This window comes from Pseudomonas triticicola (assembly GCF_019145375.1).
GTDB classification, from domain to species: domain Bacteria; phylum Pseudomonadota; class Gammaproteobacteria; order Pseudomonadales; family Pseudomonadaceae; genus Aquipseudomonas; species Aquipseudomonas triticicola.
This window is the reverse complement of sequence record NZ_JAHSTX010000002.1, coordinates 467,616-494,334: the sequence shown is the minus strand read 5'-3', so window position 1 is coordinate 494,334 and position 26,719 is coordinate 467,616. Positions and strand designations below refer to the sequence as shown.

General features: G+C 60.4%; 21 protein-coding genes. 17 read left to right on the top strand and 4 right to left on the bottom strand.

What is annotated here, in order from left to right:
* The first annotated feature begins 38 nt into the window (after nt 1–38).
* Nucleotides 39–356, top strand: coding sequence for a Rieske (2Fe-2S) protein (locus KVG85_RS24080; protein WP_041477834.1), 318 nt, complete (start codon nt 39–41; stop codon nt 354–356).
* On the opposite strand, the gene sfsA is transcribed toward KVG85_RS24080, so the two are convergent.
* Both sfsA and KVG85_RS24070 read right to left on the bottom strand, forming a co-directional pair.
* The gene (sfsA, locus tag KVG85_RS24075) at nt 353–1,066 is read right to left on the bottom strand and encodes a DNA/RNA nuclease SfsA (protein WP_217865214.1); all 714 of its coding nucleotides are present in this window, start codon (nt 1,064–1,066) and stop codon (nt 353–355) included. The genes KVG85_RS24080 and sfsA overlap by 4 nt on opposite strands.
* Nucleotides 1,066–2,235, bottom strand: coding sequence for a pyridoxal phosphate-dependent aminotransferase (locus tag KVG85_RS24070; RefSeq protein WP_217865213.1), 1,170 nt, complete (start codon nt 2,233–2,235; stop codon nt 1,066–1,068). Before KVG85_RS24070 ends, sfsA begins: the two co-directional genes overlap by 1 nt.
* Nucleotides 2,236–2,567: 332 nt before the next feature.
* Here KVG85_RS24070 and dksA point away from each other — a divergent pair, with 332 nt between their 5' ends.
* From dksA to KVG85_RS24000, 14 genes are all read left to right on the top strand, one after another.
* Complete coding sequence (gene dksA / locus KVG85_RS24065; protein WP_042610464.1) at nt 2,568–3,011, top strand: RNA polymerase-binding protein DksA; 444 nt, start codon at nt 2,568–2,570, stop codon at nt 3,009–3,011.
* A 199-nt stretch (nt 3,012–3,210) separates the two neighbouring features.
* A complete protein-coding gene (gene gluQRS, locus KVG85_RS24060; RefSeq protein WP_217865212.1) occupies nt 3,211–4,104 on the top strand; it encodes a tRNA glutamyl-Q(34) synthetase GluQRS in 894 nt (297 codons plus the stop codon).
* A gap of 77 nt (nt 4,105–4,181) precedes the next feature.
* Nucleotides 4,182–4,358, top strand: a complete 177-nt coding sequence (locus tag KVG85_RS24055; RefSeq protein WP_003176118.1) for a hypothetical protein — start codon at nt 4,182–4,184, stop codon at nt 4,356–4,358.
* Complete coding sequence (locus tag KVG85_RS24050) at nt 4,342–7,296, top strand: sensor histidine kinase (protein WP_024014332.1); 2,955 nt, start codon at nt 4,342–4,344, stop codon at nt 7,294–7,296. The genes KVG85_RS24055 and KVG85_RS24050 overlap by 17 nt, the downstream gene beginning before the upstream one ends.
* A gap of 22 nt (nt 7,297–7,318) precedes the next feature.
* Nucleotides 7,319–8,755 (top strand): sigma-54-dependent transcriptional regulator, encoded by a 1,437-nt coding sequence (locus KVG85_RS24045; RefSeq protein WP_039761623.1) that lies wholly within the window; start codon nt 7,319–7,321, stop codon nt 8,753–8,755.
* 734 nt (nt 8,756–9,489) lie between these two features.
* The gene (locus KVG85_RS24040) at nt 9,490–10,890 is read left to right on the top strand and encodes a polynucleotide adenylyltransferase PcnB (RefSeq protein ID WP_217865211.1); all 1,401 of its coding nucleotides are present in this window, start codon (nt 9,490–9,492) and stop codon (nt 10,888–10,890) included.
* A 2-nt stretch (nt 10,891–10,892) separates the two neighbouring features.
* The gene (gene folK, locus KVG85_RS24035) at nt 10,893–11,378 is read left to right on the top strand and encodes a 2-amino-4-hydroxy-6-hydroxymethyldihydropteridine diphosphokinase (RefSeq protein WP_217865210.1); all 486 of its coding nucleotides are present in this window, start codon (nt 10,893–10,895) and stop codon (nt 11,376–11,378) included.
* Nucleotides 11,379–11,776: 398 nt separating this feature from the next.
* The gene (panB, locus tag KVG85_RS24030) at nt 11,777–12,577 is read left to right on the top strand and encodes a 3-methyl-2-oxobutanoate hydroxymethyltransferase (protein WP_217865209.1); all 801 of its coding nucleotides are present in this window, start codon (nt 11,777–11,779) and stop codon (nt 12,575–12,577) included.
* On the top strand, nt 12,574–13,434 hold the full coding sequence (gene panC / locus KVG85_RS24025; RefSeq protein ID WP_217865208.1) for a pantoate--beta-alanine ligase: 861 nt from the start codon (nt 12,574–12,576) through the stop codon (nt 13,432–13,434). The genes panB and panC overlap by 4 nt, the downstream gene beginning before the upstream one ends.
* A 358-nt stretch (nt 13,435–13,792) precedes the next feature.
* Nucleotides 13,793–15,457, top strand: a complete 1,665-nt coding sequence (gene pgi, locus KVG85_RS24020; protein ID WP_217865207.1) for a glucose-6-phosphate isomerase — start codon at nt 13,793–13,795, stop codon at nt 15,455–15,457.
* A gap of 200 nt (nt 15,458–15,657) precedes the next feature.
* Nucleotides 15,658–17,595, top strand: a complete 1,938-nt coding sequence (gene acs, locus KVG85_RS24015; RefSeq protein ID WP_217865206.1) for an acetate--CoA ligase — start codon at nt 15,658–15,660, stop codon at nt 17,593–17,595.
* Between the two features lie 135 nt (nt 17,596–17,730).
* The gene (locus KVG85_RS24010) at nt 17,731–18,747 is read left to right on the top strand and encodes a class I SAM-dependent rRNA methyltransferase (RefSeq protein ID WP_110603185.1); all 1,017 of its coding nucleotides are present in this window, start codon (nt 17,731–17,733) and stop codon (nt 18,745–18,747) included.
* A gap of 222 nt (nt 18,748–18,969) precedes the next feature.
* Nucleotides 18,970–21,921: a DUF748 domain-containing protein gene (locus KVG85_RS24005; RefSeq protein WP_217865205.1), complete on the top strand. Its 2,952-nt coding sequence runs from the start codon at nt 18,970–18,972 to the stop codon at nt 21,919–21,921.
* On the top strand, nt 21,918–22,217 hold the full coding sequence (locus KVG85_RS24000; protein WP_217865204.1) for a DUF2845 domain-containing protein: 300 nt from the start codon (nt 21,918–21,920) through the stop codon (nt 22,215–22,217). Before KVG85_RS24005 ends, KVG85_RS24000 begins: the two co-directional genes overlap by 4 nt.
* 264 nt (nt 22,218–22,481) lie before the next feature.
* Here KVG85_RS24000 and KVG85_RS23995 read toward each other — a convergent pair whose 3' ends face one another.
* Nucleotides 22,482–22,835, bottom strand: coding sequence for a BON domain-containing protein (locus KVG85_RS23995; RefSeq protein ID WP_039761635.1), 354 nt, complete (start codon nt 22,833–22,835; stop codon nt 22,482–22,484).
* A 299-nt stretch (nt 22,836–23,134) separates the two neighbouring features.
* Nucleotides 23,135–23,572, bottom strand: a complete 438-nt coding sequence (locus KVG85_RS23990; RefSeq protein ID WP_217865203.1) for a pilin — start codon at nt 23,570–23,572, stop codon at nt 23,135–23,137.
* A 226-nt stretch (nt 23,573–23,798) separates the two neighbouring features.
* Here KVG85_RS23990 and pilB point away from each other — a divergent pair, with 226 nt between their 5' ends.
* Together pilB and KVG85_RS23980 are read left to right on the top strand one after the other, a co-directional pair.
* The gene (gene pilB, locus KVG85_RS23985) at nt 23,799–25,499 is read left to right on the top strand and encodes a type IV-A pilus assembly ATPase PilB (protein ID WP_217865202.1); all 1,701 of its coding nucleotides are present in this window, start codon (nt 23,799–23,801) and stop codon (nt 25,497–25,499) included.
* A gap of 2 nt (nt 25,500–25,501) precedes the next feature.
* Nucleotides 25,502–26,719, top strand: coding sequence for a type II secretion system F family protein (locus KVG85_RS23980; RefSeq protein ID WP_217865201.1), 1,218 nt, complete (start codon nt 25,502–25,504; stop codon nt 26,717–26,719).

Below are 26,719 nucleotides of genomic sequence, written 5' to 3'. Positions count from 1 at the left end.
GGACATATCCAGACACGAGCGGACATTAGAGGATAGCCATGAAGTTTCTCTGCGCCGGCAGCGATCTGGCCGAAGCTGGCAGTCGCGGTTTCGAAATCGAAGGCAAAAAGCTGTTTGCCGTGCGTCGAGGTGGCCAAGTCTTTGTCTATTTCAATCGCTGCCCGCACCGGGGTGTCGGGCTGGAATGGCAGCCCGACCAGTTTCTCGATCCGAGCAACAGCCTGATCCAGTGCGCCACCCACGGCGCACTGTTTCTGATCGAGGACGGCGAATGCGTCGCCGGACCCTGCGCCGGGCAGTCGCTCACGGCAATTGAATGCCGGGAAGATACACAAGGCGTTTGGATCGACGTTTAACCGTTTAGCCGCACATCGAGTCGGCGGTCGATGACCATTTCTTCATGGTCCAGGCGCACACCGTAGGCCAACACCTCAACACCGCAGGCGACCGCTTCACGCAGCGCCTCGGCGTAAGCCCAATCGATTTCCTCGGCCGGGCGCACGGCATCGATGCCGGTGAGGTTCACACAGTACAACTGCACTGCCCGGATACCGTCGCGCGCCAGATGCGCAAGTTCACGCAGGTGCTTGGCGCCGCGCTGGGTCACCGCATCGGGAAACGCCGCCACCGCCGTGCCGTCGAAGCCGAGGGTGACGCTTTTCACTTCGACATACGCTGGGCCGGTGGGGTATTCGAGGCGGAAGTCGATGCGGCTTTTTTCCTGTCCGTACGCAACCTCACGCTTCAACGCGGTAAAGCCGTCCAACTCGGTGATCACGCCCGCCTGCAAGGCTTCTTCAACCAAGCCGTTGGCGCGCCCGGTGTTGACGCAAAACAGCCGGCCCTGCGGGGTTTCGCCAATTTCCCAAGTGCCGGGCAATTTGCGTTTCGGGTCATTGGAGCGACTGAACCAGACCTGCCCGCCCTCGACCTGACAATTGAGCATCGACCCGGTGTTTGGACAGTGAATAGTCAGCAACTCGCCGCTAACGGTTTCGATATCGGCAAGAAAACGCTTGTAACGACGAATCAGCCGCGCCTCTTCCAGAGCAGGATAAAAGCGCATCAGCCTTGCCAGCTCTTCAAGCCGCGCGCGATGCGCTCCACCGCTTCCTGCAAACGTGCGAGGTTTTGTGTGTAAGCGAAACGCACGTGATGGCCGGCCTGATAACGACCGAAATCCAGTCCCGGGGTGAAGGCAACGTGCTCGGTTTCGAGGAAATGCCGGCAGAACGCGAAGGCATCACCGCCGAAACGGCTGATATCGGCGTACAGATAAAACGCACCTTCAGGCTCAACGGCAATGTTGAAACCCAGTTCACGCAGCGCTGGCAGGAGGAAGTCGCGACGGCGCGCAAATTCGGCGCGGCGCTCTTCGAGAATCGCAATGGTGGCTGGCTCGAAACAGGCCAGCGCAGCGTATTGCGCCATGCTCGGCGCGCTGATGTAGAGGTTCTGCGCGAGTTTTTCCAGTTCGCTGACCGCCGCCTCTGGCGCCACCAGCCAGCCCAGGCGCCAACCGGTCATGCCGAAATACTTGGAGAAACTGTTGAGGACAAAAGCGTTGTCATCGACTTCCAGCACACTGGCGGCATCAGTGCCGTAGGTCAGGCCGTGGTAGATCTCATCCACCACCAGGTGCCCGTGCCTGGCCTTGATCGCTGTGGATAACCCGGCCAGCTCATCGCGGGTCAGCAAAGTGCCGGTCGGGTTTGCCGGCGAAGCGACAAGGGCGCCGACACTGTCGTGGTCCCAATGCCGCTCGATCAGATCCGGAGTCAGTTGATAACGCACTTCCGGCCCGACCGGCACCAGTTGCGCAGCGCCTTCGACCAGACGCAAAAAGTGTCGGTTGCACGGGTAACCCGGGTCCGCCAGCAGCCAGTGTTTACCCGGGTCGACCAGCAAAGCACTGGCCAGCAACAGCGCACCGGAGCCGCCCGGCGTGATCAGAATCCGCCGTGGATCGATATGCAGGCCGTAGCGCGACTGGTAAAACCCGGCGATCTCCTCGCGCAGTTCGGGAATCCCACGGGCGGCGGTGTAGCGGGTCTTGCCTGCGGTCAACGCGGCTTGCCCGGCGCGGATGATCGGTTCGGCGGTGGTGAAGTCCGGTTCGCCGATTTCCAGGTGGATCACGTCGTGGCCTTCGGCCTGCAATTCATTGGCCCGCGCCAGCAGCGCCATCACATGGAACGGTTCGATCGCACGACTGCGCGCACTGTAGGGGCCCATTGGAATGCCTTCGACGGAAAAAAGAGACGATTCTACCTGTCTGCCGGAACGAGCGAGAACCCGTGAAGGTCACAGCCTCAAGAACGCTGGACTGTAACGATCTGAACGTACGCTCCAGGATTGACTAAAATCAGTGATTGAACAGGTCTTCATTCCCACAGACACGGCTTGTCAGACATCTGCAAGCGCCACCCGCCGGGGGCTCGACATCCGGGAGTAGCGCAGGCTGATTTGATCTGGTAAGTTCGCCCGCTTGCAGCCGCAGGGCCGGCAGGTGTCGGTGATGGAGCAATCCTGCGCAATGGATTACAAGAGTAGAGGCGGTCTATTTCATGTCCACCCAGGCAAAGCAACAGCAGCAAGCGACGATCAGCGGCTTCGAACCTTACGTTTCGAAGGCGGGTGAAGAGTACATGGGCGCTCCGATGCGCGCGCACTTCACCAAGATCCTGAACAAGTGGAAACTGGACTTGATGCAGGAAGTCGACCGTACGGTTGATCACATGAAAGACGAAGCGGCCAACTTCCCTGACCCGGCCGACCGTGCCAGCCAGGAAGAAGAGTTCGCCCTCGAACTGCGCGCCCGCGACCGCGAGCGCAAGCTGATCAAGAAAATCGACAAGACCCTGCAACTGATCGAAGACGAAGAATACGGCTGGTGCGAGTCCTGCGGCATCGAGATCGGCGTCAAGCGCCTCGAAGCCCGCCCGACAGCGGATCTGTGCATCGACTGCAAGACCCTGGCGGAAATCAAGGAAAAGCAGGTCGGCAAGTAATCTCGACCTGAACGAAAAACGGAGCGTGCGAACGCTCCGTTTTTGTTTCTGTGTTTTGCCCACGGAACCTGTGGGAGCGAGCCTGCTCGCGAAAGCGTCCCTTCAGACAGCTCATTATTGACTGACACAGCGCTTTCGCGAGCAGGCTCGCTCCCACAGGGGTCACCTGCTTAAACTCTGAATAGTCTTTATCGCCTCCATGACTGCCAAATCCCCCGCCTACATTGGCCGCTTCGCCCCCACCCCCAGTGGCCACCTGCACTTCGGTTCGCTGGTCGCTGCGCTGGCGTCCTATCTCGATGCCCGCTCGGTTGGCGGGCGCTGGCTGGTGCGCATGGAAGATCTCGACCCGCCGCGCGAAGAGCCAGGTGCGCAAGCGGCGATTCTCAAGGCGCTGGAAAGCTACGGCTTCGAATGGGACGGCGAAATGGTCCGCCAGAGCGATCGGCACGCTGCCTACGCCGAAGTGCTCAACAGTCTGTTCAACCATGGCCTTGCCTACGCCTGCACCTGCTCGCGCAAACAACTGGAGCCGTATCACGGCATTTATCCGGGGTTTTGCCGCAATGCCGGGCATGATCAGCACGCCGCCGCGATCCGCCTGCGCGTGCCGGAGGTGGAATACCACTTCATCGATCGCGTGCAGGGCGAATACCGCCAGCACCTGGGCCGCGACGTCGGCGACTTCGTCATCCGTCGGCGCGATGGTCTCTACGCTTATCAACTGGCGGTGGTGCTCGACGACGCTTGGCAAGGCATCACCGACATCGTGCGTGGCGCCGATCTGCTCGATTCGACGCCGCGTCAGCTATATCTACAGGAGCTGCTCGGCCTGAAACAGCCGCGCTATCTGCACCTGCCGCTGATCACCCAGCCGGACGGCAACAAACTCGGCAAGTCCTACCGCTCGCCGCCGCTTGAAGCCGATCAAGCCACGCCGTTGCTGCTGCGGGCGTTGCGCGCGCTGGGGCAGAATCCCGGCACTGAGCTGGCTCACGCTTCGCCGCGCGAGTTGCTGGCCTGGGGCAGCGTGCACTGGGATGCCGAGAAGATCCCGCGCACATTGACCCTGCCCGAAGCGCAACTGCAATGACGACACTTGCAGTCGCGCGCCCATCCGTTACCATCGCCGCACGTTTTCGGGCACGCGCATAAAAAAGAGAGGCCGGGATGTACATCTATCGCTTGGTCCTGCTTTTGGTCGTCGGGATCTACCTGTTCTCCCCCGCCATCATGGACTGGTGGATCGACGCGACGGGCGCCTGGTATCGCCCTTATCTGCTCTGGCTGATCCTGATTGTCGTGACCTTCATCCTGCAGAGCCAAAAAGATGCCGATGAGCTTTAGCCTGACCCAGATGATCCTGATCAGCGCCGCGTACCTGGCGGCGCTGTTCGGCGTTGCCTGGGTCAGCGAACGGGGCATGATCCCGCGCGCGATCATTCGCCACCCGTTGACCTACACATTGTCGCTGGGGGTTTACGCCAGTGCCTGGGCGTTCTACGGCACGGTGGGCCTGGCCTATCAGTACGGTTACGGCTTTCTGTCCAGCTATCTCGGCGTGTCCGGTGCGTTTCTGCTGGCGCCAGTGCTGCTCTATCCGATCCTGAAGATCACCCGCACCTATCAACTGTCGTCGCTGGCCGACCTGTTTGCCTTCCGCTTTCGCAGCACCTGGGCCGGTGCGCTGACCACGATTTTCATGCTGATTGGCGTGCTGCCGTTGCTGGCCCTGCAGATTCAGGCCGTGGCCGACTCGATCGGCATCCTCACCGGTGAACGCGTGCAGAGCCGCGTGGCGCTGGCGTTCTGTGCGCTGATCATTCTGTTCACGATTTTCTTCGGTTCCCGGCACATCGCCACGCGCGAGAAACATGAAGGGCTGGTGTTCGCGATTGCCTTCGAATCGATCATCAAACTGATCGCTCTCGGCGGCGTTGGCCTGTACGCGCTGTATGGGGTGTTCGACGGCCCGCAACAGCTCGAACTGTGGCTGCTGCAAAACCAGACCGCCCTCGCCGCCCTGCACACGCCGTTGCAGGAAGGTCCGTGGCGCACGCTGCTGCTGGTGTTCTTTGCCTCGGCGATCGTAATGCCGCACATGTATCACATGACCTTTACGGAAAACCTCAACCCGCGCTCGCTGGTCAGCGCCAGTTGGGGCCTGCCGTTGTTTCTGCTGTTGATGAGTCTTGCCGTACCGCTGATTCTCTGGGCAGGCCTGAAACTCGGCGCCACCACCGACCCGGAATATTTCACCCTTGGTATCGGCATTGCCGCCAACAGCAAACCGCTGGCCTTGCTCGCCTACGTCGGTGGCCTGTCCGCCGCCAGTGGCCTGATCATCGTCACCACCCTGGCCTTGTCGGGCATGGCGCTGAACCATCTGGTGCTGCCGCTCTATCAGCCGCCGGCCGAAGGCAATATCTACCGCTGGCTGAAATGGACCCGCCGGGCGCTGATCGTGGCGATCATCATGGCCGGCTTCGGCTTCTACCTGATGCTCGGCGTCGAGCAGGATCTGGCCAACCTCGGCATCGTCGCGTTCGTGGCGACCCTGCAATTTCTGCCCGGGGTGTTGTCGGTGTTGTACTGGCCGACCGCCAACCGCCGTGGTTTCATTGCCGGTCTGCTGGCGGGGATCACGGTCTGGGTGGTGACCATGTTGCTGCCGCTGGTCGGCAATCTGCAGGGTTTCTATATCCCGCTGCTGAACATGATCTACGTGCTCGACGACACCAGTTGGCACATGGCGGCCATCGCCTCGCTGGCCGCCAACGTGTTGATGTTCACCCTGATCTCGCTGTTCACCAACGCCAGCCCGGAAGAAGCCAGCGCCGCCGAAGCCTGTGCGGTGGACAACGTGCGCCGCCCGCAACGCCGCGAGCTGCACGCCGCCTCGCCGCAGGAGTTCGCCACGCAACTGGCCAAGCCGCTGGGTGCCAAGGCTGCGCAGAAAGAGGTCGAGCAAGCCTTGCGCGATCTGTATCTGCCCTTCGACGAACGCCGGCCTTACGCCTTGCGCCGTTTGCGCGACCGCATCGAGGCCAACCTGTCCGGCCTGATGGGCCCGAGCGTTGCGCAGGATATGGTGGAAACCTTCCTGCCCTATAAGGCTGGCGGCGAAAACTACGTCACCGAAGACATTCACTTCATTGAAAGCCGTCTCGAGGATTACCACTCGCGCCTCACCGGCCTGGCCGCCGAGCTCGACGCCCTGCGCCGCTACCACCGCCAGACCTTGCAGGAACTGCCGATGGGCGTCTGCTCGCTGGCCAAGGATCAGGAGATCCTGATGTGGAACAAGGCCATGGAAGAGCTGACCGGCATCGCCGCACAACGAGTAGTCGGTTCTCGCTTGAGCACCATCGCCAACCCGTGGAAAGAATTGCTGCAAGGCTTCATCAACCTGCCCGACGAGCATTTGCACAAACAGCACCTGGCCCTCGATGGTCAGACCCGCTGGCTGAATCTGCACAAAGCGGCAATCGACGAGCCGTTGGCACCGGGTAACAGTGGTCTGGTGTTACTCGTCGAAGATTTGACCGAAACGCAGATGCTCGAAGATAAACTGGTGCATTCCGAACGGCTGGCCAGCATCGGTCGACTCGCAGCGGGTGTGGCCCACGAAATCGGTAATCCGATCACCGGCATCGCCTGCCTGGCGCAGAACCTGCGCGAAGAACGTGAAGACGACGGCGAGCTGACGGAAATCAGCGGGCAGATTCTCGAGCAGACCAAACGCGTCTCGCGCATCGTCCAGTCGCTGATGAGCTTCGCCCATGCCGGCAGTCATCAGCACAACGACGAACCGGTGTGTCTGGCCGAGGTCGCGCAGGACGCCATTGGCCTGCTGGCGCTGAACCGGCGCAATTTCGAAGTGCAGTTCTACAACCTGTGCGATCCCGATCATTGGGTCGAAGGCGACCCGCAACGGCTTGCCCAGGTGCTGATCAATCTGCTCTCCAACGCCCGCGACGCCTCGCCGCCGCACAGTGCGGTACGGGTCAAGAGCGAAGCCGGCGAACACACGGTCGATCTGATCGTCGAAGACGAAGGCAGTGGCATTCCGTCGAGCATCATGGACCGATTGTTCGAACCTTTCTTCACCACCAAGGATCCGGGTGAAGGCACCGGTCTGGGCCTTGCACTGGTCTATTCCATCGTTGAAGAGCATTATGGACAAATCACCATCGACAGCCCGGCTGATGTACAAAGCCAACGCGGCACCCGTATCCGGGTGACCTTACCGCGTCATGTCGAAGCGACGTCCGCTGTGAACTGAGACCGTCGAGAGTATCGAATCAATGCCGCACATTTTGATCGTCGAAGACGAAACCATTATCCGCTCCGCCTTGCGCCGCCTGCTGGAACGCAACCAGTACCAGGTCAGCGAAGCCGGATCAGTGCAGGAAGCACAAGAACGCTTCACCATTCCTACGTTCGATCTGATCGTCAGCGACCTGCGCCTGCCGGGCGCTCCGGGCACCGAGCTGATCAAGCTCGGCCAGGGCACACCGGTGCTGATCATGACCAGTTACGCCAGCCTGCGCTCGGCGGTCGACTCGATGAAAATGGGCGCGGTCGATTACATCGCCAAGCCGTTCGACCACGATGAAATGCTCCAGGCGGTTGCGCGGATCCTGCGCGATCGCCAGTCGGCGCCGGCTGCCGGCGAAGCTACGGCGAGCAAGCCTGCCGCCGGCAATGGCAAAGCTGCTGTGGATAACAGCAATGGCGAAATCGGCATCATCGGCTCCTGCCCACCGATGCAGGACCTGTACAGCAAGATCCGCAAGGTCGCGCCAACCGATTCCAACGTATTGATTCAGGGTGAGTCCGGTACCGGTAAAGAACTGGTGGCCCGCGCCCTGCACAATCTGTCGAAACGCGCCAAGGCGCCGATGATTTCGGTGAACTGCGCGGCGATTCCGGAAAGCCTGATCGAATCAGAACTGTTCGGCCACGAGAAAGGCGCGTTCACCGGCGCCAGCGCCGGTCGTGCCGGTCTGGTTGAAGCGGCGGACGGCGGCACCTTGTTTCTCGATGAGATCGGCGAACTGCCCCTCGAAGCCCAGGCTCGCTTGCTGCGGGTTCTGCAGGAGGGCGAAATTCGCCGCGTAGGTTCGGTGCAGTCACAGAAAGTCGATGTGCGCCTGATCGCTGCAACTCACCGCGATCTGAAGAGCTTGGCGAAAATCGGTCAGTTCCGTGAAGACCTTTATTACCGTCTGCACGTGATTGCCCTGAAGCTGCCGCCGCTGCGCGAGCGCGGCGCTGACGTCAACGAAATCGCCAATGCCTTCCTCGCTCGCCAGAGCGCGCGGATCAATCGCACCGACCTGAAATTCGCCGCCGATGCCGAACAGGCGATCCGCCACTATTCCTGGCCCGGTAACGTGCGTGAGCTGGAAAACGCTGTCGAGCGCGCGGTGATTCTCAGCGAAAGCCCGGAGATCTCGGCCGACCTGCTGGGCATCGACATCGAGCTGAGCGATCTGGAAGACGACGAGTTCATCGGCCTGCCGCCGCAAACCGGCGGTAACGCCAGCAACAGCAGCCATGAGCCGACCGAGGATCTGTCGCTGGAGGATTACTTCCAGCACTTCGTCCTCGAGCATCAGGACCACATGACCGAGACCGAACTGGCACGCAAACTCGGCGTCAGCCGCAAATGCCTGTGGGAACGCCGCCAGCGCCTGGGCATTCCACGGCGCAAGACCGGGGTCGCCAGCGAGAGCTGAGCGTTACCCACCGCGTGCGCGGGTAACGCATGACAATGTGAAAAAACTGTTACCGCAGTCGATTCACGTAACAGAAGCCGGGGTTATCGGTAACGAAACCCCGGCTTTTTTTCGCCCCTGCAAAACGGTTATATCGACCTAACCCCTTGTTTTACTGGGCGAGACAAAAGTTGGCACGCACCCTGCTATATGTTTGGTACAAGAACAATAACAAGCAATGCACAAGACAATAAAAATAAGACGAATCGACTCACGCACAATAAAAACAAGACGGCGAGAGGCGCAGCTAACTGATTCTTTTGGAGAGGCGTTGTATTTGGGGCTTGCCCCACGACCAGGCCGAGAACAACAAAAACTGTCCTAAGACAGAGCCTGTACTGGTTGGATCGAGAGATCACTGCAATTCAGCGACCAAAGCAATCCGTTTGCTCTTGGCTCCCGATTGGGAGGGTCACGAAGGAAACACTTCGTGGCGAGGGCACTCAACAAAAACAAAAAGCCCGAATCAATAATAAAAAGAGCACGCAACTACTTCTTGGGGAGCTTCGGCTCCCCTTGTAGTTTCTCCGTTCCGTGAAATCCCCCCGTTTTCCCGCGCTCGACCCTTGCAGCTTGCGGCTTGCAGCTCATATCTGCTGCGTCCTACACCATCCCCCGACTAAATGCTAGAATCTGCGCCCATCATGCGGTCATTCTTTTGGTATGGCCGAACATTCCTTCAAACAGTGCATCCCATGCTGAAGAAGCTGTTCCAGTCATTCCGAACTCCCGTGCGTCGTACGCAACACATCCGCAGCACCCCTGAAGTGCTCAACAGCGGCCAACATTCGCTGCAGAAAACGCAGTTCAGCCGCTATGCGGTGAATATCGTCGAACGCCTGCAAGGTGCCGGTTACCAGGCTTATCTGGTCGGTGGTTGCGTGCGTGACATGCTGCTGGGCATCACGCCCAAGGACTTCGACGTCGCCACCAGTGCCACCCCCGAGCAGGTGCGTGCCGAATTCCGCAATGCGCGAATCATCGGCCGCCGGTTCAAGCTGGTGCACATCCATTTCGGTCGCGAAATCATTGAAGTCGCGACCTTCCGCGCCAATCACCCGGTCAACGAAGACGACGAAGACAGCAACCAGTCTTCGCGCAACGAGAGCGGGCGCATTCTGCGCGACAACGTCTACGGCACCCTGGAAGAAGACGCGCAACGCCGCGACTTCACCATCAACGCCCTGTATTACGATCCGGTCAGCGAGCGCATTCTCGATTACGCCAATGGCGTGCACGACATCCGCAATCACCTGATCCGCCTGATCGGCGACCCCAAGCAGCGTTACCAGGAAGACCCGGTGCGCATGCTGCGGGCCGTGCGTTTTGCCGCCAAGCTCAACTTCGGCATCGAGAAGCACACCGTGCAGCCGATCCGTGAGCTGGCGCCGATGCTGCGCGAGATTCCGTCGGCGCGGCTGTTCGAAGAAGTGCTCAAGCTGTTCCTGTCCGGGCACGGCGCGATCACCTTTGAAATGCTGGTCGATCTGCAACTGTTCGCCCCGCTGTTCCCGGCCAGTGCCGAGGCGCTGGAATACAACCCGGAATACACCCACACGCTGATCAGCGAAGCACTGACCAACACCGACCTGCGCATCAAGCAGAACAAACCGGTGACCCCGGCGTTCCTCTTTGCCGCCCTGCTCTGGCCGGCGCTGCCAGCCCGCGTGTTGCGTCTGCAGGAACGTGGCATGCCGCCGATTCCGGCGATGCAGGAAGCCGCTCATGAGCTGATCGCCGAACAGTGCCAGCGCATCGCCATTCCGAAGCGCTTCACCATGCCGATCCGCGAAATCTGGGACATGCAGGAACGCCTGCCACGCCGCAGCGGCAAACGCGCCGATCTGTTGCTGGACAACCCGCGCTTCCGCGCCGGTTATGACTTCCTGCTGCTGCGCGAAAGCGCCGGCGAGGAGACCGATGGCCTCGGCGAATGGTGGACCGATTATCAGGACGCCAACGACAGCGAGCGTCGCGACATGATCCGCGACCTCAGCGGCAAGGGTGACGATGCCAGCGGCGCAACGCGCAAGCGTCGCCGCAGCGGCGGTTCCAAGCGCAAGCGCGCCGGTGCTTCGAGCGCGACGGGCGAGTAAGCATGGAACGCATCTACATCGGCCTGGGCAGCAACCTCGCTGACCCGGCCGACCAGTTGCGCAGCGCCATCGCGGCGCTGGGGCAATTGCCGCAGACGAGTCTTGCCGGCGTTTCAGCCTTTTATCAAAGCGATTCGCTGCTGCCGGGCCAGCCGCGTTACACCAACGCGGTCGCCGCCCTCGACAGTTCGCTCGCACCGATCGAGCTGCTCGACGCCCTGCAAGCAATCGAGAATGATCAGGGCCGCAAGCGTCTGGAGCGCTGGGGGCCACGCACGCTGGATCTGGATATCCTGCTGTTCGGCGATCGCCTGATCGATGAGCCACGGCTGAAGGTTCCGCATTACCAGATTCAGGAGCGGGCGTTCGTTCTTTATCCCCTCGCTGAACTGGCACCGCAGGATCTGCGTCTCGCCGATGGCCGCGCCCTTCCCGCCCTGCTGGCCGCCTGCCCGTTCGTCGGCCTTGAACGCCTTCAAACAGATTGATTGCAATCCCCTGTGGGAGCGAGCCTGCTCGCGAATGCGGTGCGTCATTCAACACTGTGTTGACTGATCTGCCGCCTTCGCGAGCAGGCTCGCTCCCACATTGGTTTATTACAAATCCAGGATTTTGTCAGACAAAAATCCCCCGAATCAGGCCCGCCGCAGCGCTGAATCGCATCAGTAACGCCGGTAACACCGCCCGCGTAACAATGCGGTAACACACGCAATTGACTTCCTGTTGGCTCATCACGACTATAGGCGTCCCGCTGCCGCCAACCCGGTATGAACGGGCGCAATCCAGGCCTTTCAAAGCACGACACAAGACCGTGCGCCTGAGTAGATGAAGAATCACGCGCGTGACTCGCAGCAGTTTCCAGAGCGCCTGAACGAGGATTTTTTACATGCCAGCCATCACCCTGACCACGCTCCAGAGCCTCAAGCAGAACGGTGAAAAAATCACCATGCTGACCTGCTATGACGCGACCTTCGCCCACGCCTGCAACGAGGCCGGTGTCGAAGTGCTGCTGGTCGGCGACTCCCTCGGCATGGTTCTGCAGGGTCATGACAGCACCCTGCCAGTGACCACGGCGGAAATGGCCTATCACGTCGCCAGCGTCAAGCGTGGCAATGGCGATGCCCTGATCCTCGCCGACCTGCCGTTCATGGCCAACGCCACCCTCGAACAGACCATGAACAACAGCGCCATGCTGATGCAGGCCGGTGCGCACATGGTCAAGGTCGAAGGTCAGCTGTGGCTGGCGGAGTCGATTCGCCTGCTCGCCGAGCGCGGTGTGCCGGTGTGTGCGCACATGGGCCTGACCCCGCAAGCAGTGAACATCCTCGGTGGCTATAAAGTGCAGGGCCGCAACGAGAACCAGGCGCGGCAGATGCGTGCCGATGCGATCGCGCTGGAGCAGGCCGGTGCGGCTATGCTGCTGCTCGAGTGCGTACCGAGCGAACTGGCGGCAGAAATCAGCCAGGCCGTTGGCATCCCAGTGATAGGCATCGGTGCCGGTAACGCCACCGACGGCCAGGTGTTGGTATTGCACGACATGCTGGGTCTGTCGATCACCGGCCGCGTACCCAAATTCGTCAAAAACTTCATGCAAGGTCAGGACAGCATCCAGTCCGCGCTGAAGGCTTACGTCAGCGAAGTAAAAGCCACCACGTTCCCCGGCATCGAACACGGATTCTCTGCATGAACACCGTCAAAACCGTACGCGAACTGCGTGCCGCCGTCGCCCGCGCGCGCAGTGAAGGCAAGCGCATCGGCTTCGTGCCGACCATGGGCAACCTGCACAGCGGCCACGTAGCACTGGTCACCAAAGCCACTCAGCGAGTGGATTTCGTCGTCGCCAGTATTTTCGTCAACCCGTTGCAGTTCGGCGCCGGCGAAGACCTCGACAAATACCCGCGCACCCTCGCCGCCGATCAGGAAAAGCTCCTCGAAGCCGGTTGCGACCTGCTGTTTGCGCCGACGGTTGAAGAGATGTACCCGGACGGCATGGCCGGACAAACCCGGGTCAGTGTGCCGCAATTGTCCGAAGGCCTGTGTGGCGCCAGCCGTCCGGGGCACTTCGAAGGTGTGGCGACGGTGGTCAGCAAGCTGTTCAACATGGTCCAGCCGGACCTGGCGATCTTCGGCCAGAAGGATTACCAGCAACTGGCGGTGATCCGCGCACTGGTGCACGACCTGAACATGCCGATCCAGATCATCGGCGAGCCGACCGTGCGTGCAGCGGACGGTCTGGCGCTGTCGTCGCGCAACGGCTTTCTCAATGAAGACCAGCGCGCCGTGGCACCGGTGGTGTATCGCGTGCTGAGCAGCATTGCCGAAGCGATCAAGCAAGGTGAGCGCGATTACCCGGCGCTGATCGCTGCACAGCTGCAGGTGCTGGAAGCGGCGGGGCTGCGTCCGGACTATCTGGAAATCCGCCATGGCCTGACCTTGCGTCCGGCGACGGCGGAGGATCGCGATCTGGTGATTCTGGCAGCGGCGTTCCTCGGCACCACGCGGCTGATCGACAACCTGCACCTGAATCTCGATAGCCCGATTTAAGCAGCAACGAATTTCCCTGTGGGAGCGAGCCTGCTCGCCAAGGCGGTGTATCAGCGACTTATAAGTTGCCTGACACCACGCCTTCGCGAGCAGGCTCGCTCCCACAGGTGTTTTCGGTGCATGCCGGTTGGGCGAAAGTGTTCCGGGCACCTCCGTTTGTCGGCCAGATTCCTCAACGGATGTTAAAAAAGTACAGGGATCTGGTCAGACAAAGTCAAGACAGAACGCAGCGCGAGGTTTACTGTATTCGCCCTGCGTCCAGATCTCGTGTCGACGCAGTTGATCCCATGCGCTAAAAACCCGTGGTTGATCTGTACCGTGTTCAAAGGCCGTTCAAGTAAAAAGGAAAACCGCAGCGATGGCGTACTACCGCACTCCTCACGACGTTACCGCTCTGCCCGCCTGGCAAGCGTTGAAAGATCACCGCCAAGCCATGCAGGATTTCAGCATGCGCGAAGCCTTCAACGCCGATCCGCAGCGTTTCAATCAGTTCACCCTCAGCAGCTGCGGTCTGTTTCTCGACTATTCGAAGAATTTGATCAACGCCGAGACCCGCAACCTGCTCGTGGGCCTGGCCAATGAAGTCGATCTGAAGGGCGCGATCAAAGCGCTGTTCGACGGCGAAATCGTCAACGCCTCCGAAGGCCGCCCGGCACTGCACACCGCCCTGCGCCGCCCGGTCGGCGACAAGTTGTCGGTCAATGGCGTCAACGTGATGCCGGAAGTGCACAAAGTGCTGAACCAGATCACCGATCTGGTCGGCCGCATCCACGATGGCTTGTGGCGCGGTTACACCGAGAAGCCGATCACCGACGTGGTCAATATCGGCATCGGTGGTTCGTTCCTCGGTCCTGAGCTGGTCTCCGAAGCACTGCTGTCCTACGCGCAGAAAGGCGTACGTTGCCACTATCTGGCAAACATCGACGGCAGCGAATTCCACGAGCTGACGCAGAAACTGCGTGCCGAGACCACGCTGTTCATCGTTTCGTCGAAGTCGTTCAACACCCTCGAAACCCTGAAGAACGCGCAGGCCGCACGCGCCTGGTACCTGGCACAGGGCGGCTCGGAAGCCGAGCTGTATCGCCACTTCATCGCTGTGTCGAGCAACAACGCCGCAGCGGTGGCCTTCGGTATCCGCGAAGAAAACATCTTCCCGATGTGGGACTGGGTCGGCGGGCGTTACTCGCTGTGGTCGGCGATCGGTTTGCCGATTGCCCTGGCCATCGGCATGTCCAACTTCAAGGAACTGCTGTCCGGTGCCTACACCATGGACCAGCATTTCCAGACCGCGCCGTTCGAACAGAACATGCCAGTGCTGCTGGCGCTGCTTGGCGTCTGGTACGGCAACTTCTGGGGTGCGCAGAGCCACGCGATCCTGCCGTACGACCACTACCTGCGCAACATCACCAAGCACTTGCAACAGCTGGACATGGAGTCCAACGGCAAGAGCGTGCGTCAGGACGGCACCTCGGTGTCGACCGATACCGGCCCGGTAATCTGGGGCGGCGTCGGCTGCAACGGTCAGCACGCTTATCACCAGTTGCTGCACCAGGGCACCCAATTGATCCCGGCCGACTTCATCGTGCCGATCGTCAGCTTCAACCCGGTTTCCGACCACCACCAGTGGCTGTACGCCAACTGCCTGTCGCAGAGCCAGGCGCTCATGCTCGGCAAGACCCTGTCGGAAGCCGAAGCTGAGCTGCGCGACAAAGGCATGGGCGAAGACGACGTGCGCAAACTTGCGCCGCACAAGGTGATCCCGGGCAATCGTCCGAGCAACACCCTGGTGGTCGAACGCATCAGCCCGCGTCGCCTCGGCGCCCTGGTTGCCATGTATGAGCACAAAGTATTCGTGCAAAGCGTGGTCTGGGGCATCAACGCCTTCGACCAGTGGGGTGTGGAACTGGGCAAGGAATTGGGCAAAGGCGTCTACAACCGTCTGGTCGGCAGCGACGAGACCGTGGCTGACGATGCCTCGACTCAAGGCCTGATCAACTACTTCCGCGGGCGTCATCGCGGCTGATAAAAGCCTTCGGGCACAGCGCTGTTCCCCTGTGGGAGCGAGCCTGCTCGCGAAATCGGTGCGTCATTCAACACTGTGTTGACTGATCCGCCGCCTTCGCGAGCAGGCTCGCTCCCACAGTTGTTTTGGCGCATGACTTGAACCTGTGCAGCGCTCGGCGCATCTTTATTCGTGTCGCACCACAAGAATAAGGAACCGTCATGTTCGATATCAGCACGTTCCCCAAAGCCGATGCCGTGCGCCAGGCCGCTCAGTTGAGCCAGGACGAGTATCGGCGCCTGTACCGCGAATCGATTGAACACCCCAGCGCCTTCTGGGCCGAGCAGGCCACGCGTTTTCTCGATTGGAGCACGCCGTGGCAGACCGTGCAGCGCTATGACCTGAAAACCGGTGAAGCGGCCTGGTTTGCCGGCGGCAAGCTCAACGTCAGTTACAACTGCATCGACCGTCACCTCAAGCTCCGTGGCGAGCAGACCGCCCTGCTCTGGGAAGGCGACGATCCTGCCGAATCGGCGCAGATCACTTACAACAAACTCCATCACCACGTCTGCCGTCTGGCCAACGTACTGAAAAGCCGTGGCGTGAAGAAAGGCGACCGGGTGTGCATCTACATGCCGATGATCCCCGAAGCCGCCTACGCCATGCTCGCCTGCGCGCGAATCGGCGCGATTCATTCGGTGGTGTTCGGCGGATTTTCCCCGGATTCCCTGCGTGATCGAATTCTCGACGCCGACTGCCGTACCGTGATCACCGCCGATGAGGGCGTACGTGGCGGCCGCTTCGTGCCACTGAAAAACAACGTCGACAAAGCCCTGCAAAGCTGCCCGAACGTCAGCACCGTGGTGGTGGTCGAGCGCACTCAGGGCCAAGTCGATTGGGTCGAGGGCCGTGACCTCTGGTACCACCAGGCCGTGCGTGAGGTCAGCGACGACTGCCCGCCGGAACCGATGGACGCCGAAGATCCGCTGTTCATCCTCTACACCTCCGGCAGCACTGGCAAACCCAAAGGCGTGCTGCACACCACCGGCGGCTATCTGCTGCAAGCGGCGATGACCTTCAAATATGTGCTCGACTACCGCGACGGCGAAGTGTTCTGGTGCACCGCCGACGTCGGCTGGGTCACCGGCCACAGTTACATCGTCTACGGGCCGCTGGCCAACGGTGCGACCACACTGATGTTCGAAGGCGTACCGAGCTACCCGAGCAGTTCGCGCTTCTGGCAGGTCATCGACAAGCACAAGGTCAACATCTTCTATACCGCACCCACCGCCCTGCGCGCGCTGATGCGCGAAGGCGCCGGACCGTTGAAGGAAACGTCGCGCGCCAGCCTCAGATTGCTCGGCAGCGTCGGTGAGCCGATCAACCCGGAAGCGTGGGAATGGTATTTCAATGCTGTCGGTGAACAGCGCTGCCCGATTGTCGACACCTGGTGGCAGACCGAAACCGGCGGCATCATGCTCAGCCCGCTGGTCAGCGCCCAACGGATCAAACCGGGCTGCGCGACGCAACCGATGTTTGGCGTGCAACCGGTGTTGCTTGACGAAGTCGGCAAGGAAATCAAAGGCGCCGGCAGTGGCGTGCTGGCGATCAAGTCGAGCTGGCCGGCGCAGATTCGCAGCGTCTACGGCGATCCGCAGCGGATGATCGACACCTACTTCAAACCCTACCCCGGCTATTACTTCACCGGTGACGGCGCCCGCCGCGACGAGGACGGCGATTACTGGATCACCGGACGCATCGACGACGTGATCAACGTCTCAGGCCACCGCATTGGCACCGCCGAAGTGGAGAGCGCCCTGGTGCTGCACGACAGCATCGCCGAGGCCGCCGTGGTCGGTTATCCCCACGACGTCAAAGGCCAGGGCATCTACGCGTTCGTGACGCCAATGAACGGCACCGAGGCCAACGACGAGCTGAAGAAAGACCTGCTGGCGCACGTCAGCAAGGAGATCGGTAGCTTCGCCAAACCGGACCTGATCCAGTGGGCGCCGGCGCTGCCAAAGACCCGCTCGGGCAAGATCATGCGGCGGATTTTGCGCAAGATTGCCTGCAATGAGCTCGACAGCCTTGGCGATACTTCGACCCTGGCTGATCCGAGTGTGGTGCAGGACCTCGTCGACAAGCGGCTCAATACTTGAGAGCTGCAAGTTTCTAGCTACAAGCTGCAAGCTAAAGCGGTCCGCGCAGCTTTTCGCTTTTAGCTTGCAGCTAGAAACTTGCCGCTTTTAGCTCCCCGACTGCTAAGCTTCGCGTTTTTTCAGCAAGGCGCCCGCATGTCTTCCTTGAATCAGGCGCTGCGCGCCGCCCTCGATCAACGCCAGGACCTGCTCGCTGCGCTGCACAGCCAGGGCACCGATTGCTATCGGCTGTTCCACGGCAGCCAGGAAGGTGCCGGCGGCCTGACCATCGACCGCTACGGCCCACAATTGCTGGTGCAGAGTTTTCACCAGACGCTCGAACGTGATGATCTGCTGCAACTGCATGCCATGGTCAACCAGACCCTGGGCTTCGACAGCCTGCTGGTCTACAACGACCGCTCCCGTGGCAACTCGCGGATCGATCGCGAGGACAGCGTTTATAAAGCCGATGACGCCGCACTGGCGGATCTGGTCGGGCATGAATGGGGCCTGAACTACCGCGTGCGCGGGCGTCATGCCGGGCAGGATCCGCTGCTGTTCCTCGACCTGCGCAACACCCGTGGCTGGGTCAAGGATCACGCGCAAGGCAAAAGCGTGCTCAACCTGTTCGCCTACACCTGCGGCGTTGGCCTCAGTGCGGCGGCCGGCGGTGCACGCGAGGTGTGCAACCTCGATTTTGCCGAGGGCAATCTGGCGGTCGGGCGCGAGAATGGTTTGCTCAACCCGCAACTGCCGCCGATGCAATTCATTCAGTCCGATTACTTTCCGGCAATCCGCCAGCTCGCCGGCCTGCCGATCAGCGTGCGGCGCGGGCAGAAGCTGCCGAGCTATCAGCGCCTCGAACAGCGCCAATACGATCTGGTCCTTCTTGATCCGCCGGCGTGGGCAAAAAGTGCGTTCGGCACCGTCGATTTGCTGCGCGATTATCAGAGCCTGCTCAAACCGGCGCTGCTGACCACCGCCGACAATGGCGTACTGATCTGCTGCAACAACCTGGCGAAAGTCAGCATGGACGACTGGCGCGAACAAGTGTTGCGCTGCGCCGAAAAGGCCGGCCGCCCGGTGCGCGAATGGAGCGTGATGACCCCGGGTGCCGACTTCCCCTCGCGGGACCAGCAGCCCCCGTTGAAAACGCTGATCTTGCAGCTGTGATCCCTCAGGCATGAGCGATTACATTCCCCTGTGGGAGCGAGCCTGCTCGCGAAAGCGCAGTGTCAGTCGACTTGTTTTTCACTGAACCAGCGCATTCGCGAGCAGGCTCGCTCCCACCGGGGAGATCTGTTCCTACAGAAATTTCTGAACAATCCTGTCCCACATCAAGCACTTCGGAACCAGAATCGCGTGCCATACTCCAAGGCACTCCGATTCAGACAGATGAAGCCGCACATGCCCAAAGGATTGATTCGCGCGATTGGCGCACTGCTGACAGCCCTGGCCCTCTACAGCCTGCTGGGGTTTCTGATCCTGCCGGGCATTGCCTTGCGCGTGGCCAACCAGCAACTGGCCAACTACGCGACGCTGCCGGCGCATCTGCAGCGCATCGAACTCAACCCCTTCAGCCTTGAGGTCACCCTGTGGGGCCTGGTGATCGGCGAACCGGGCAAGGAGCAGGTCGGCTTCGATCGCCTCTATGCCAACCTGCAGATCGACAGCCTCTGGACCAAGGCCCTGCACCTGTCCGACATCGAACTGGACAAACCCAAAAGCGAAATCCTCTTTGCCAAGGACGGCAAGCTCAACCTGCTGGGCCTGTTCAACGTGCCGCCGAGCGAGCAGACACCGGCCGATCCCGACGCCAAGCCATTCCCGCTGCGTATCGACAACATCAAACTGGCCGGCGGCGTGGTGCATTTCGAGGATATGCGGCCCAGCGAGCCGATCGAATTTCTTTACGACGACCTCAGTTTCGAGCTGAAAAACCTCAGCACCCTGCCCGAGGACAGCGCCGACATGACCCTCGTCGCCATCGGCCCCGCTGGCGGGCGGATCGACTGGACCGGCAATTTCAGCCTGATCCCGTTCACCTCCGAAGGCACCCTGAAAGTCACCGATGGCCAGATGAAATCCTTCTGGCCTTACGTGCGTGACGCCGTGCCGCTGGTGCTGGAAAACGGCGTGGTCAGCCTCAGCACCGAGTACAAACTCAACCTGTCGAAACAAACCGAACTGCTGCTCAACAACGTTGCGGTGAGCATCGCGCCGTTCGCCATCAAGGCTCCGGACGGACGTCCGCTGGCCAGGCTCGAACGCCTCGACATCGGCGACACCTCGCTGGACCTGGCCAAGCAGCAAGTGGTGGTCGGCAAGATCCGCAGCAACAAACTGGAAACCTGGGCGGCGCTGGAAGCCGACGGCCAACTGGACTGGCAAAAACTGTTCGCCAGCCAACCGTCGAAACCGGCGGCCAAAGCCGCTGCCGAACCGGCCGATGCCCCGGCTGCCGCTGACTCGCCGAAGCCTGAATCGACTGCGCCGAGCAAGCCATGGCAGGTGCTGGTCAAGGATGTGCAACTGCGCAACTACACGGTCCATCTCGCTGACCGCTCGGCGCAACCGGCGGTGGCGCTGGACATCACTCCGCTGAACGTCGACCTGCAGGATTTCGACAGCCTCAACGGCTCGCCTTTCAAGCTCAAGCTCGACAGCGGTCTGGGCAAACAAGGCAAGATCAGCGCCGACGGCACGGTCAATCTGGCCCCGGTCAACGCGCAGCTGAACGTGAAAACCCAGGACGTCGACCTGCGTGTCGCGCAGTCCTACATCAACCCGTTCATTCGCCTGGAACTGCGCAGCGGCATGCTCGGCAGTGACCTCAAAGTCAACCTGAAGAGCACCGAGCCACTGGCCCTCAGCGTCACCGGCCGCGCGCAGATCGATCAACTGCACACCCTCGATACGCTGAAGACCCGCGACTTCCTCAAATGGCAGCAAGTCGTGGTCGATGGCATCAACTATCAGCACGGCGACAGCCTGTCGATCGACAAGGTCAACCTGTTGCAGCCGTATGTGCGTTTCATGATCAACGACGACCGCAGCACCAACGTCGACGACCTGCTGATCCCGCAACCAGCCGACAGCGGTGCCAAACCTGCCGGAGCCAAACCCGCTAGCAAGGACAAACCACTGGGCATTCACATCGGTGCGATTGCGATCAACGACGGCTCGGCCAACTTCGCCGACTTCAGCCTGACGCCGAATTTTGCCACCGCCGTGCAACAGCTCAACGGCCAGATCGGTACCATCGACAGTCGCCAGGCAAAACCGGCCAGCGTCGACATCAAAGGCAAGGTCGACCGTTATGCGCCGGTGACCATCAAGGGTGCGGTCAATCCGTTCGACCCGATGGCCAGTCTCGACATCGCCACCAGTTTCAAGCGCGTCGAACTGACGACCCTGACGCCCTACTCCGGCAAATTCGCCGGCTACCGCATCCGCAAGGGCCGGCTCAACCTTGATCTGCACTACCTGATCACCAAAGGCCAACTGAAAGCCGAGAACAAAGTCGTCGTCGAGCAGCTGCAACTGGGCGAGAAGGTCGACAGCCCTGATGCAGTGAGTCTGCCGCTGAAACTGGCGATCGCCCTGCTCAAGGACGTCGACGGCAAGATCTCCATCGAATTGCCGGTGACCGGCGACCTGAATAATCCACAGTTCAGCGTCATGCCGATCGTCTGGCAGACCCTGCGCAACCTCATCGTCAAAGCGGCCGCCGCGCCGTTCAAGATGATCGGCGGGCTGGTCAGTGGCGGCGGCTCCGAAGACCTCGGCACGGTGTCCTTCGCGCCGGGCTCCAGCGATCTGAGCAAAGACGCAGAAGCGGCGCTGGTGAAACTGTCGCAAGCGCTCAAGGAACGTCCCGCGCTGCGCCTAGAAATCGAAGGCACTGCCGCGAAGAGCAGTGATGGGCCACTGCTCGCCGAGCAACGTCTGGAACGCGAATATCAATACAACTACTACAAGATGCTCCAGCGCCGTGGCGACAAAGTCCCGGCCCAGGCCTCGCTGCTGCAAGTGCCCGAAAGCGAGAAAGGCGCGTTGCTCGAAGGGATTTACCGCACCCGCCTGAAAACCCAGCCACCGGCAGAATGGAAAGACCTCGGCAAGGAAGAACGCACAGCGAAAATGCGCCAGGGCGTGATCGCGTTCTGGAGCGGCAGCGAGGTGCTGTTGCGCCAGTTGGGCCAGGATCGCGCCAGCACCATCAAGGATTACCTGGTCGACCAGGGCAAGCTGGAAGATGACCGCGTGTACTTCATCGACGCCAACCTCGGCGAGGCCGAAAGCGACGGCCGTGTGGTCACGCAAATGCACCTGGATGCCGAATGACCGTGCGTAACTGGCTGGCTGTGCTCGCGCTGACGTGCGCCGCCGGCCATGCGTCGGCTTCGGATACATTGCGCTGCGGCAGCCAGTTGATCAGCCTCGGCGACCGCGCCAGCGAGGTGCTGCAAAAATGCGGCGAGCCGGTCAGTCGTGATGTGCTTGGCTACAAGCGCAGTGCCAATCGCCGCGAAGAGTTTCAGGCCGAGGAATGGACCTACGGCCCGAACAACGGCATGTATCAATACCTGCGCTTCGAAGGCAATCGCCTGCGGCAGATCAACAGCAAACGCGGCAATTAAGCCGAACGAAATTTACCCTGTGGGAGCGAGCCTGCTCGCGAATACGGTCTGTCTACTGACGAACTTGTCGGCTGACACTACGCATTCGCGAGCAGGCTCGCTCCCACATTGGTATTGCCCAAAATAGAACAGGCCCCGACACAAGTGCCGGGGCCTGTAATGGTCACATCCGTGTGACCGTTCGCATGAACTCTAAAGTTGCGGCAGACGTATTGCTCGGCCCGTCTGTCGCGTCTTCTCCCGGTTCAGGCGAGAAGTCTTGCCTTACTCGGCTTTCAGGCCGTCAGCGGAGACCGCTTTAACGCCTTTGATTTTCTTGGTGATGTTCACAGCGGTAGTTTTCTGAGCTTCGGTAACAGCTACGTCAGAAGACAGGGAAACTACACCTTTGTTGGTTTCGACTTTGATGTCGGTGCCTGGAATACCTTTTTCGGTAACCAGATCGCTTTTCACTTTGGTGGTGATCCAGGTGTCGGAAGTAGCTTCTTTAGCCTTGGTAACTTCACCGGCAGCCAGAACCATTGGCGCCTGGGTAGCCTGAGCGGACTGGGCGAAAGCGCCACCGGCCATGGTCAGGGTCAGAGCGGTAGCAGCGGCAGTGATAGCGAACTTCTTCATACGAGTAACTCCTGTTTTTACTGGAAGTCTGCTGTAACGCTTGTCAGCAGGGTTACCGGAGATATTGCGAACGCTGTGCCAACTTTTTCAGTCGCATAAAACTGTTTAAAAACAATGAGTTATAAAAAACGTTGATTTTCATTTTCATGCAAAATGCATGACTCAGCGCAATTTCGCATGCAAGTTGCGGTTTTTCGGAAAGTTCATAAGCTGCTGAAATTATTAGAGCTTTTGTGAACAGGTGACGATACGAAAATGCCCCGCAGTGCGGGGCATTTCCAGTTCAGACGGCAACGTGATTACGCACCGCTGGCCGTGCAGCCACGAGGCGCGTAGTCCGAGTTGACAGTGGTCGCGCAGGTCCACACGCCGGAGGTATTACCCGTAGCGGAACCGGAACGGGAGAGAGTAATGGTCCTACCCAACACCGGACCCGGTGCATTGAGCAGGGTGCAGGTGACTGTGCCTTCGCCAGTCGCGGCTGTGCCTGTAACTGCCAACGTACAGTTGGAAGTAGTAGTCGCACCATTGGCAACGTTGGCCAGAGTTGGAGCTGTGCCTTGATTGATCGTGTCCTCGAATGGCACTTTCAATGCACTAATCTCCGCCAGCCCCGCCGTCACCTTCGACCGCGCCTGATACTTCGAATACTGAGGCAGGGCGATAGTCGCCAGAATGCCGATGATCGCCACGACGATCAGCAGCTCGATCAATGTGAAACCTTGTTGTTTTTTCATAGACACGCTCCATGCATGAGTGGAAATCTCATGATCTGAACAAGGCTCAGCACAGCCTATGCCAACGCCTTTGCGCCCCCGTCCGTTGGGCGTCAGCACGCATCAATGCCGTTTCCTACAACCCGCAACCGCACTATCTGACACTTTTTGTCACCTGCACGCGCCGTGTTTGGCGCTGTCACTTGACTAGGCTATAAGTCATGAACGGCAAGCGTGCGGAATCCCCATGAATGACATCGCTCTGAGCGGTCTGGCCAAGCAATTGGTCCAGGCCGAACTGCTCACGGAAACAAGCGCCCGGCAATCCTGGGCGCAGGCCCAGCGCAATCGCGTATCGCTGGTCAATTACCTGGTGCACAACAAACTGGTCAACAGCCGGCAGATCGCCGAGATAGCTTCCGAACATTTCGGCATGGCCCTGCTTGATCTCAATTGCCTCGACAAGGAGACCCAGCCGAAGGGTCTGGTCAGTGAAAAACTGGTTCGTCAGCATTGCGCCCTGCCCTTGTGGCGGCGCGGCAACAAACTGTTCGTGGGCCTTTCCGACCCGAGCAATCAGCAGGCGATCAGCGACATCCAGTTCAGCACCGGCCTGAGTACCGAAGCGATTCTGGTCGAGGACGACAAGCTCAGCGACGCCATCGACAAGTTCTTCGACAGCCACGCCTCGGGTCTGGAAGAAATGGCCGATGTCGATCTCGACGGCCTCGACGTCGAGTCGATTGATGACAACAAACAGGACTTGATCGGCGGCCTCGATGCCGACGACGCCCCGGTCGTGCGGTTCGTGCACAAGATGCTGCTCGACGCGATCAAGAGCGGCTCTTCCGACCTGCATTTCGAGCCGTACGAAAAAAACTACCGGGTGCGCATGCGCACCGACGGCATGCTGCGCGAGGTGGCCAAGCCGCCGATCCAGCTGGCCGGGCGTATTGCCGCTCGCCTGAAGGTGATGGCCAGTCTGGATATTTCGGAACGACGCAAACCCCAGGACGGACGGATCAAGATGCGCCTGTCGAAAAGCAAATCCATCGATTTTCGCGTCAACACCTTGCCGACCCTGTGGGGCGAAAAAGTGGTGATCCGGATTCTCGACCCGTCCAGTGCACAAATGGGCATCGACGCCTTGGGTTACGAAGCCGAGCAAAAGGCTTTGTACCTGGCCGCGCTGAAACAGCCGCAAGGAATGATTCTGGTCACCGGCCCCACCGGCTCCGGTAAAACCGTGTCGCTGTACACCGGGCTGAATATCCTCAACACCGTCGACATCAATATTTCCACCGCCGAAGACCCGGTGGAAATCAACATGGAAGGCATCAATCAGGTCAACGTCAATCCCCGCCAAGGGCTGGACTTTGCCCAGGCGCTGCGCTCGTTTCTGCGTCAGGACCCGGACGTGATCATGGTCGGCGAGATCCGCGATCTGGAAACCGCCGAGATCGCGATCAAGGCCGCGCAGACCGGCCACCTGGTGCTGTCGACCCTGCACACCAACAGCGCGGCGGAAACCCTCACGCGCCTGCACAACATGGGCATTCCCGGTTTCAACATTGCCACCTCGGTCAGCCTGATCATCGCCCAGCGTCTGGCGCGCAAATTGTGCGCGCACTGCAAGCGGCCGCTGGAAATCCCGCACGAAACCTTGCTCAAGGAAGGCTTCCCCGAGGAACGCATCGGCCATTTCACGATCTACGAGCCGGTCGGTTGCGATCACTGCAACGGCGGTTACAAAGGACGCGTGGGGATTTATGAAGTGGTAAAGAACACACCGGACCTGCAACGGTTGATCATGGCCGAAGGCAATTCGCTGGAAATCGACATTCAGATGCGCCGCGACGGTTTCGCCGATCTGCGCACCTCCGGGCTGCACAAGGCCATGCAAGGCATCACCAGCCTTGAGGAAATCAACCGGGTCACCAAGGATTGAACATGGCGGTCAAGGCAGCGAAAGTCAGCGTTTACGCCTGGGAAGGCACCGACCGCAAAGGCAGCAAAGTCAGCGGCGAGTTGAGCGGGCAGAACCCCGCACTGATCAAGGCGCAGCTGCGCAAACAAGGGATCAACCCGGGCAAGGTGCGCAAGAAATCCGCCTCCCTGCTGAGCTTGGGCAAACGCATCAAACCGCAGGACATCGCCCTGTTCACCCGGCAGATGGCAACGATGATGAAAGCCGGTGTACCGCTGTTGCAGTCCTTCGACATCATCGGCGAGGGCTTCGAAAACCCTGCCATGCGCAAACTGGTCGATGAGGTCAAACAGGAAGTTGCCGCCGGTAACAGTTTCGCCACGGCCCTGCGCAAGAAGCCGCAATACTTCGACGAGTTGTACTGCAACCTGGTCGACGCCGGAGAACAGTCTGGTGCCCTCGACACTTTGCTCGAACGGGTCGCGACCTATAAGGAAAAAAGCGAAGCGCTCAAGGCCAAGATCAAAAAAGCCATGACCTACCCCACCGCCGTGGTGCTGGTGGCGGCGGTGGTGACCGGCATTCTGCTGGTCAAAGTGGTGCCGCAGTTCCAGTCGGTGTTTTCCGGGTTCGGCGCAGAACTGCCGGGCTTCACCCTGATGATCATCAGCCTGTCGGAATTCATGCAGCAGTGGTGGTGGGCGATTCTTTTTGCGCTGGTGGCAGCGTTTTTCGGCACTCGCCACGCGTTGAAGACTTCGCAGGCCCTGCGCGACCGGCGCGATGCCTGGCTGCTGAAGCTGCCGCTGGTGGGCACCTTGATGTACAAGTCCGCCGTTGCGCGTTTTGCCCGCACCCTGTCGACCACTTTCGCCGCCGGCGTGCCGTTGGTGGAGGCGCTGGATTCGGTCGCCGGCGCCACCGGCAATGTGTTGTTCAAGCGCGCGGTGCTGCGCGTGAGGCAGGACGTCTCGACCGGCATGCAGCTGAACTTCTCCATGCGCAGCACCGGTGTGTTTCCCAATATGGCGGTGCAGATGACCGCCATCGGCGAGGAGTCCGGGGCACTGGATGACATGCTCGACAAGGTCGCCGGTTTTTATGAAGCGGAAGTCGATAACATGGTCGACAACCTCACCAGCCTGATGGAGCCGTTCATCATGGTGGTGCTGGGGGTCATCGTCGGTGGACTGGTGGTGGCCATGTACCTGCCGATCTTCCAACTCGGCTCAGCGATCTGA

Excerpts from the sequence above, each read along its gene's own strand:
- KVG85_RS24080 (WP_041477834.1), top strand. The coding sequence starts at position 39 with ATGAAGTTTCTCTGCGCCGGCAGCGATCTGGCCGAAGCTGGCAGTCGC.
- sfsA (WP_217865214.1), bottom strand. The coding sequence starts at position 1,066 with ATGCGCTTTTATCCTGCTCTGGAAGAGGCGCGGCTGATTCGTCGTTAC.
- KVG85_RS24070 (WP_217865213.1), bottom strand. The coding sequence starts at position 2,235 with ATGGGCCCCTACAGTGCGCGCAGTCGTGCGATCGAACCGTTCCATGTG.
- dksA (WP_042610464.1), top strand. The coding sequence starts at position 2,568 with ATGTCCACCCAGGCAAAGCAACAGCAGCAAGCGACGATCAGCGGCTTC.
- gluQRS (WP_217865212.1), top strand. The coding sequence starts at position 3,211 with ATGACTGCCAAATCCCCCGCCTACATTGGCCGCTTCGCCCCCACCCCC.
- KVG85_RS24055 (WP_003176118.1), top strand. The coding sequence starts at position 4,182 with ATGTACATCTATCGCTTGGTCCTGCTTTTGGTCGTCGGGATCTACCTG.
- KVG85_RS24050 (WP_024014332.1), top strand. The coding sequence starts at position 4,342 with ATGCCGATGAGCTTTAGCCTGACCCAGATGATCCTGATCAGCGCCGCG.
- KVG85_RS24045 (WP_039761623.1), top strand. The coding sequence starts at position 7,319 with ATGCCGCACATTTTGATCGTCGAAGACGAAACCATTATCCGCTCCGCC.
- KVG85_RS24040 (WP_217865211.1), top strand. The coding sequence starts at position 9,490 with ATGCTGAAGAAGCTGTTCCAGTCATTCCGAACTCCCGTGCGTCGTACG.
- folK (WP_217865210.1), top strand. The coding sequence starts at position 10,893 with ATGGAACGCATCTACATCGGCCTGGGCAGCAACCTCGCTGACCCGGCC.
- panB (WP_217865209.1), top strand. The coding sequence starts at position 11,777 with ATGCCAGCCATCACCCTGACCACGCTCCAGAGCCTCAAGCAGAACGGT.
- panC (WP_217865208.1), top strand. The coding sequence starts at position 12,574 with ATGAACACCGTCAAAACCGTACGCGAACTGCGTGCCGCCGTCGCCCGC.
- pgi (WP_217865207.1), top strand. The coding sequence starts at position 13,793 with ATGGCGTACTACCGCACTCCTCACGACGTTACCGCTCTGCCCGCCTGG.
- acs (WP_217865206.1), top strand. The coding sequence starts at position 15,658 with ATGTTCGATATCAGCACGTTCCCCAAAGCCGATGCCGTGCGCCAGGCC.
- KVG85_RS24010 (WP_110603185.1), top strand. The coding sequence starts at position 17,731 with ATGTCTTCCTTGAATCAGGCGCTGCGCGCCGCCCTCGATCAACGCCAG.
- KVG85_RS24005 (WP_217865205.1), top strand. The coding sequence starts at position 18,970 with ATGAAGCCGCACATGCCCAAAGGATTGATTCGCGCGATTGGCGCACTG.
- KVG85_RS24000 (WP_217865204.1), top strand. The coding sequence starts at position 21,918 with ATGACCGTGCGTAACTGGCTGGCTGTGCTCGCGCTGACGTGCGCCGCC.
- KVG85_RS23995 (WP_039761635.1), bottom strand. The coding sequence starts at position 22,835 with ATGAAGAAGTTCGCTATCACTGCCGCTGCTACCGCTCTGACCCTGACC.
- KVG85_RS23990 (WP_217865203.1), bottom strand. The coding sequence starts at position 23,572 with ATGAAAAAACAACAAGGTTTCACATTGATCGAGCTGCTGATCGTCGTG.
- pilB (WP_217865202.1), top strand. The coding sequence starts at position 23,799 with ATGAATGACATCGCTCTGAGCGGTCTGGCCAAGCAATTGGTCCAGGCC.
- KVG85_RS23980 (WP_217865201.1), top strand. The coding sequence starts at position 25,502 with ATGGCGGTCAAGGCAGCGAAAGTCAGCGTTTACGCCTGGGAAGGCACC.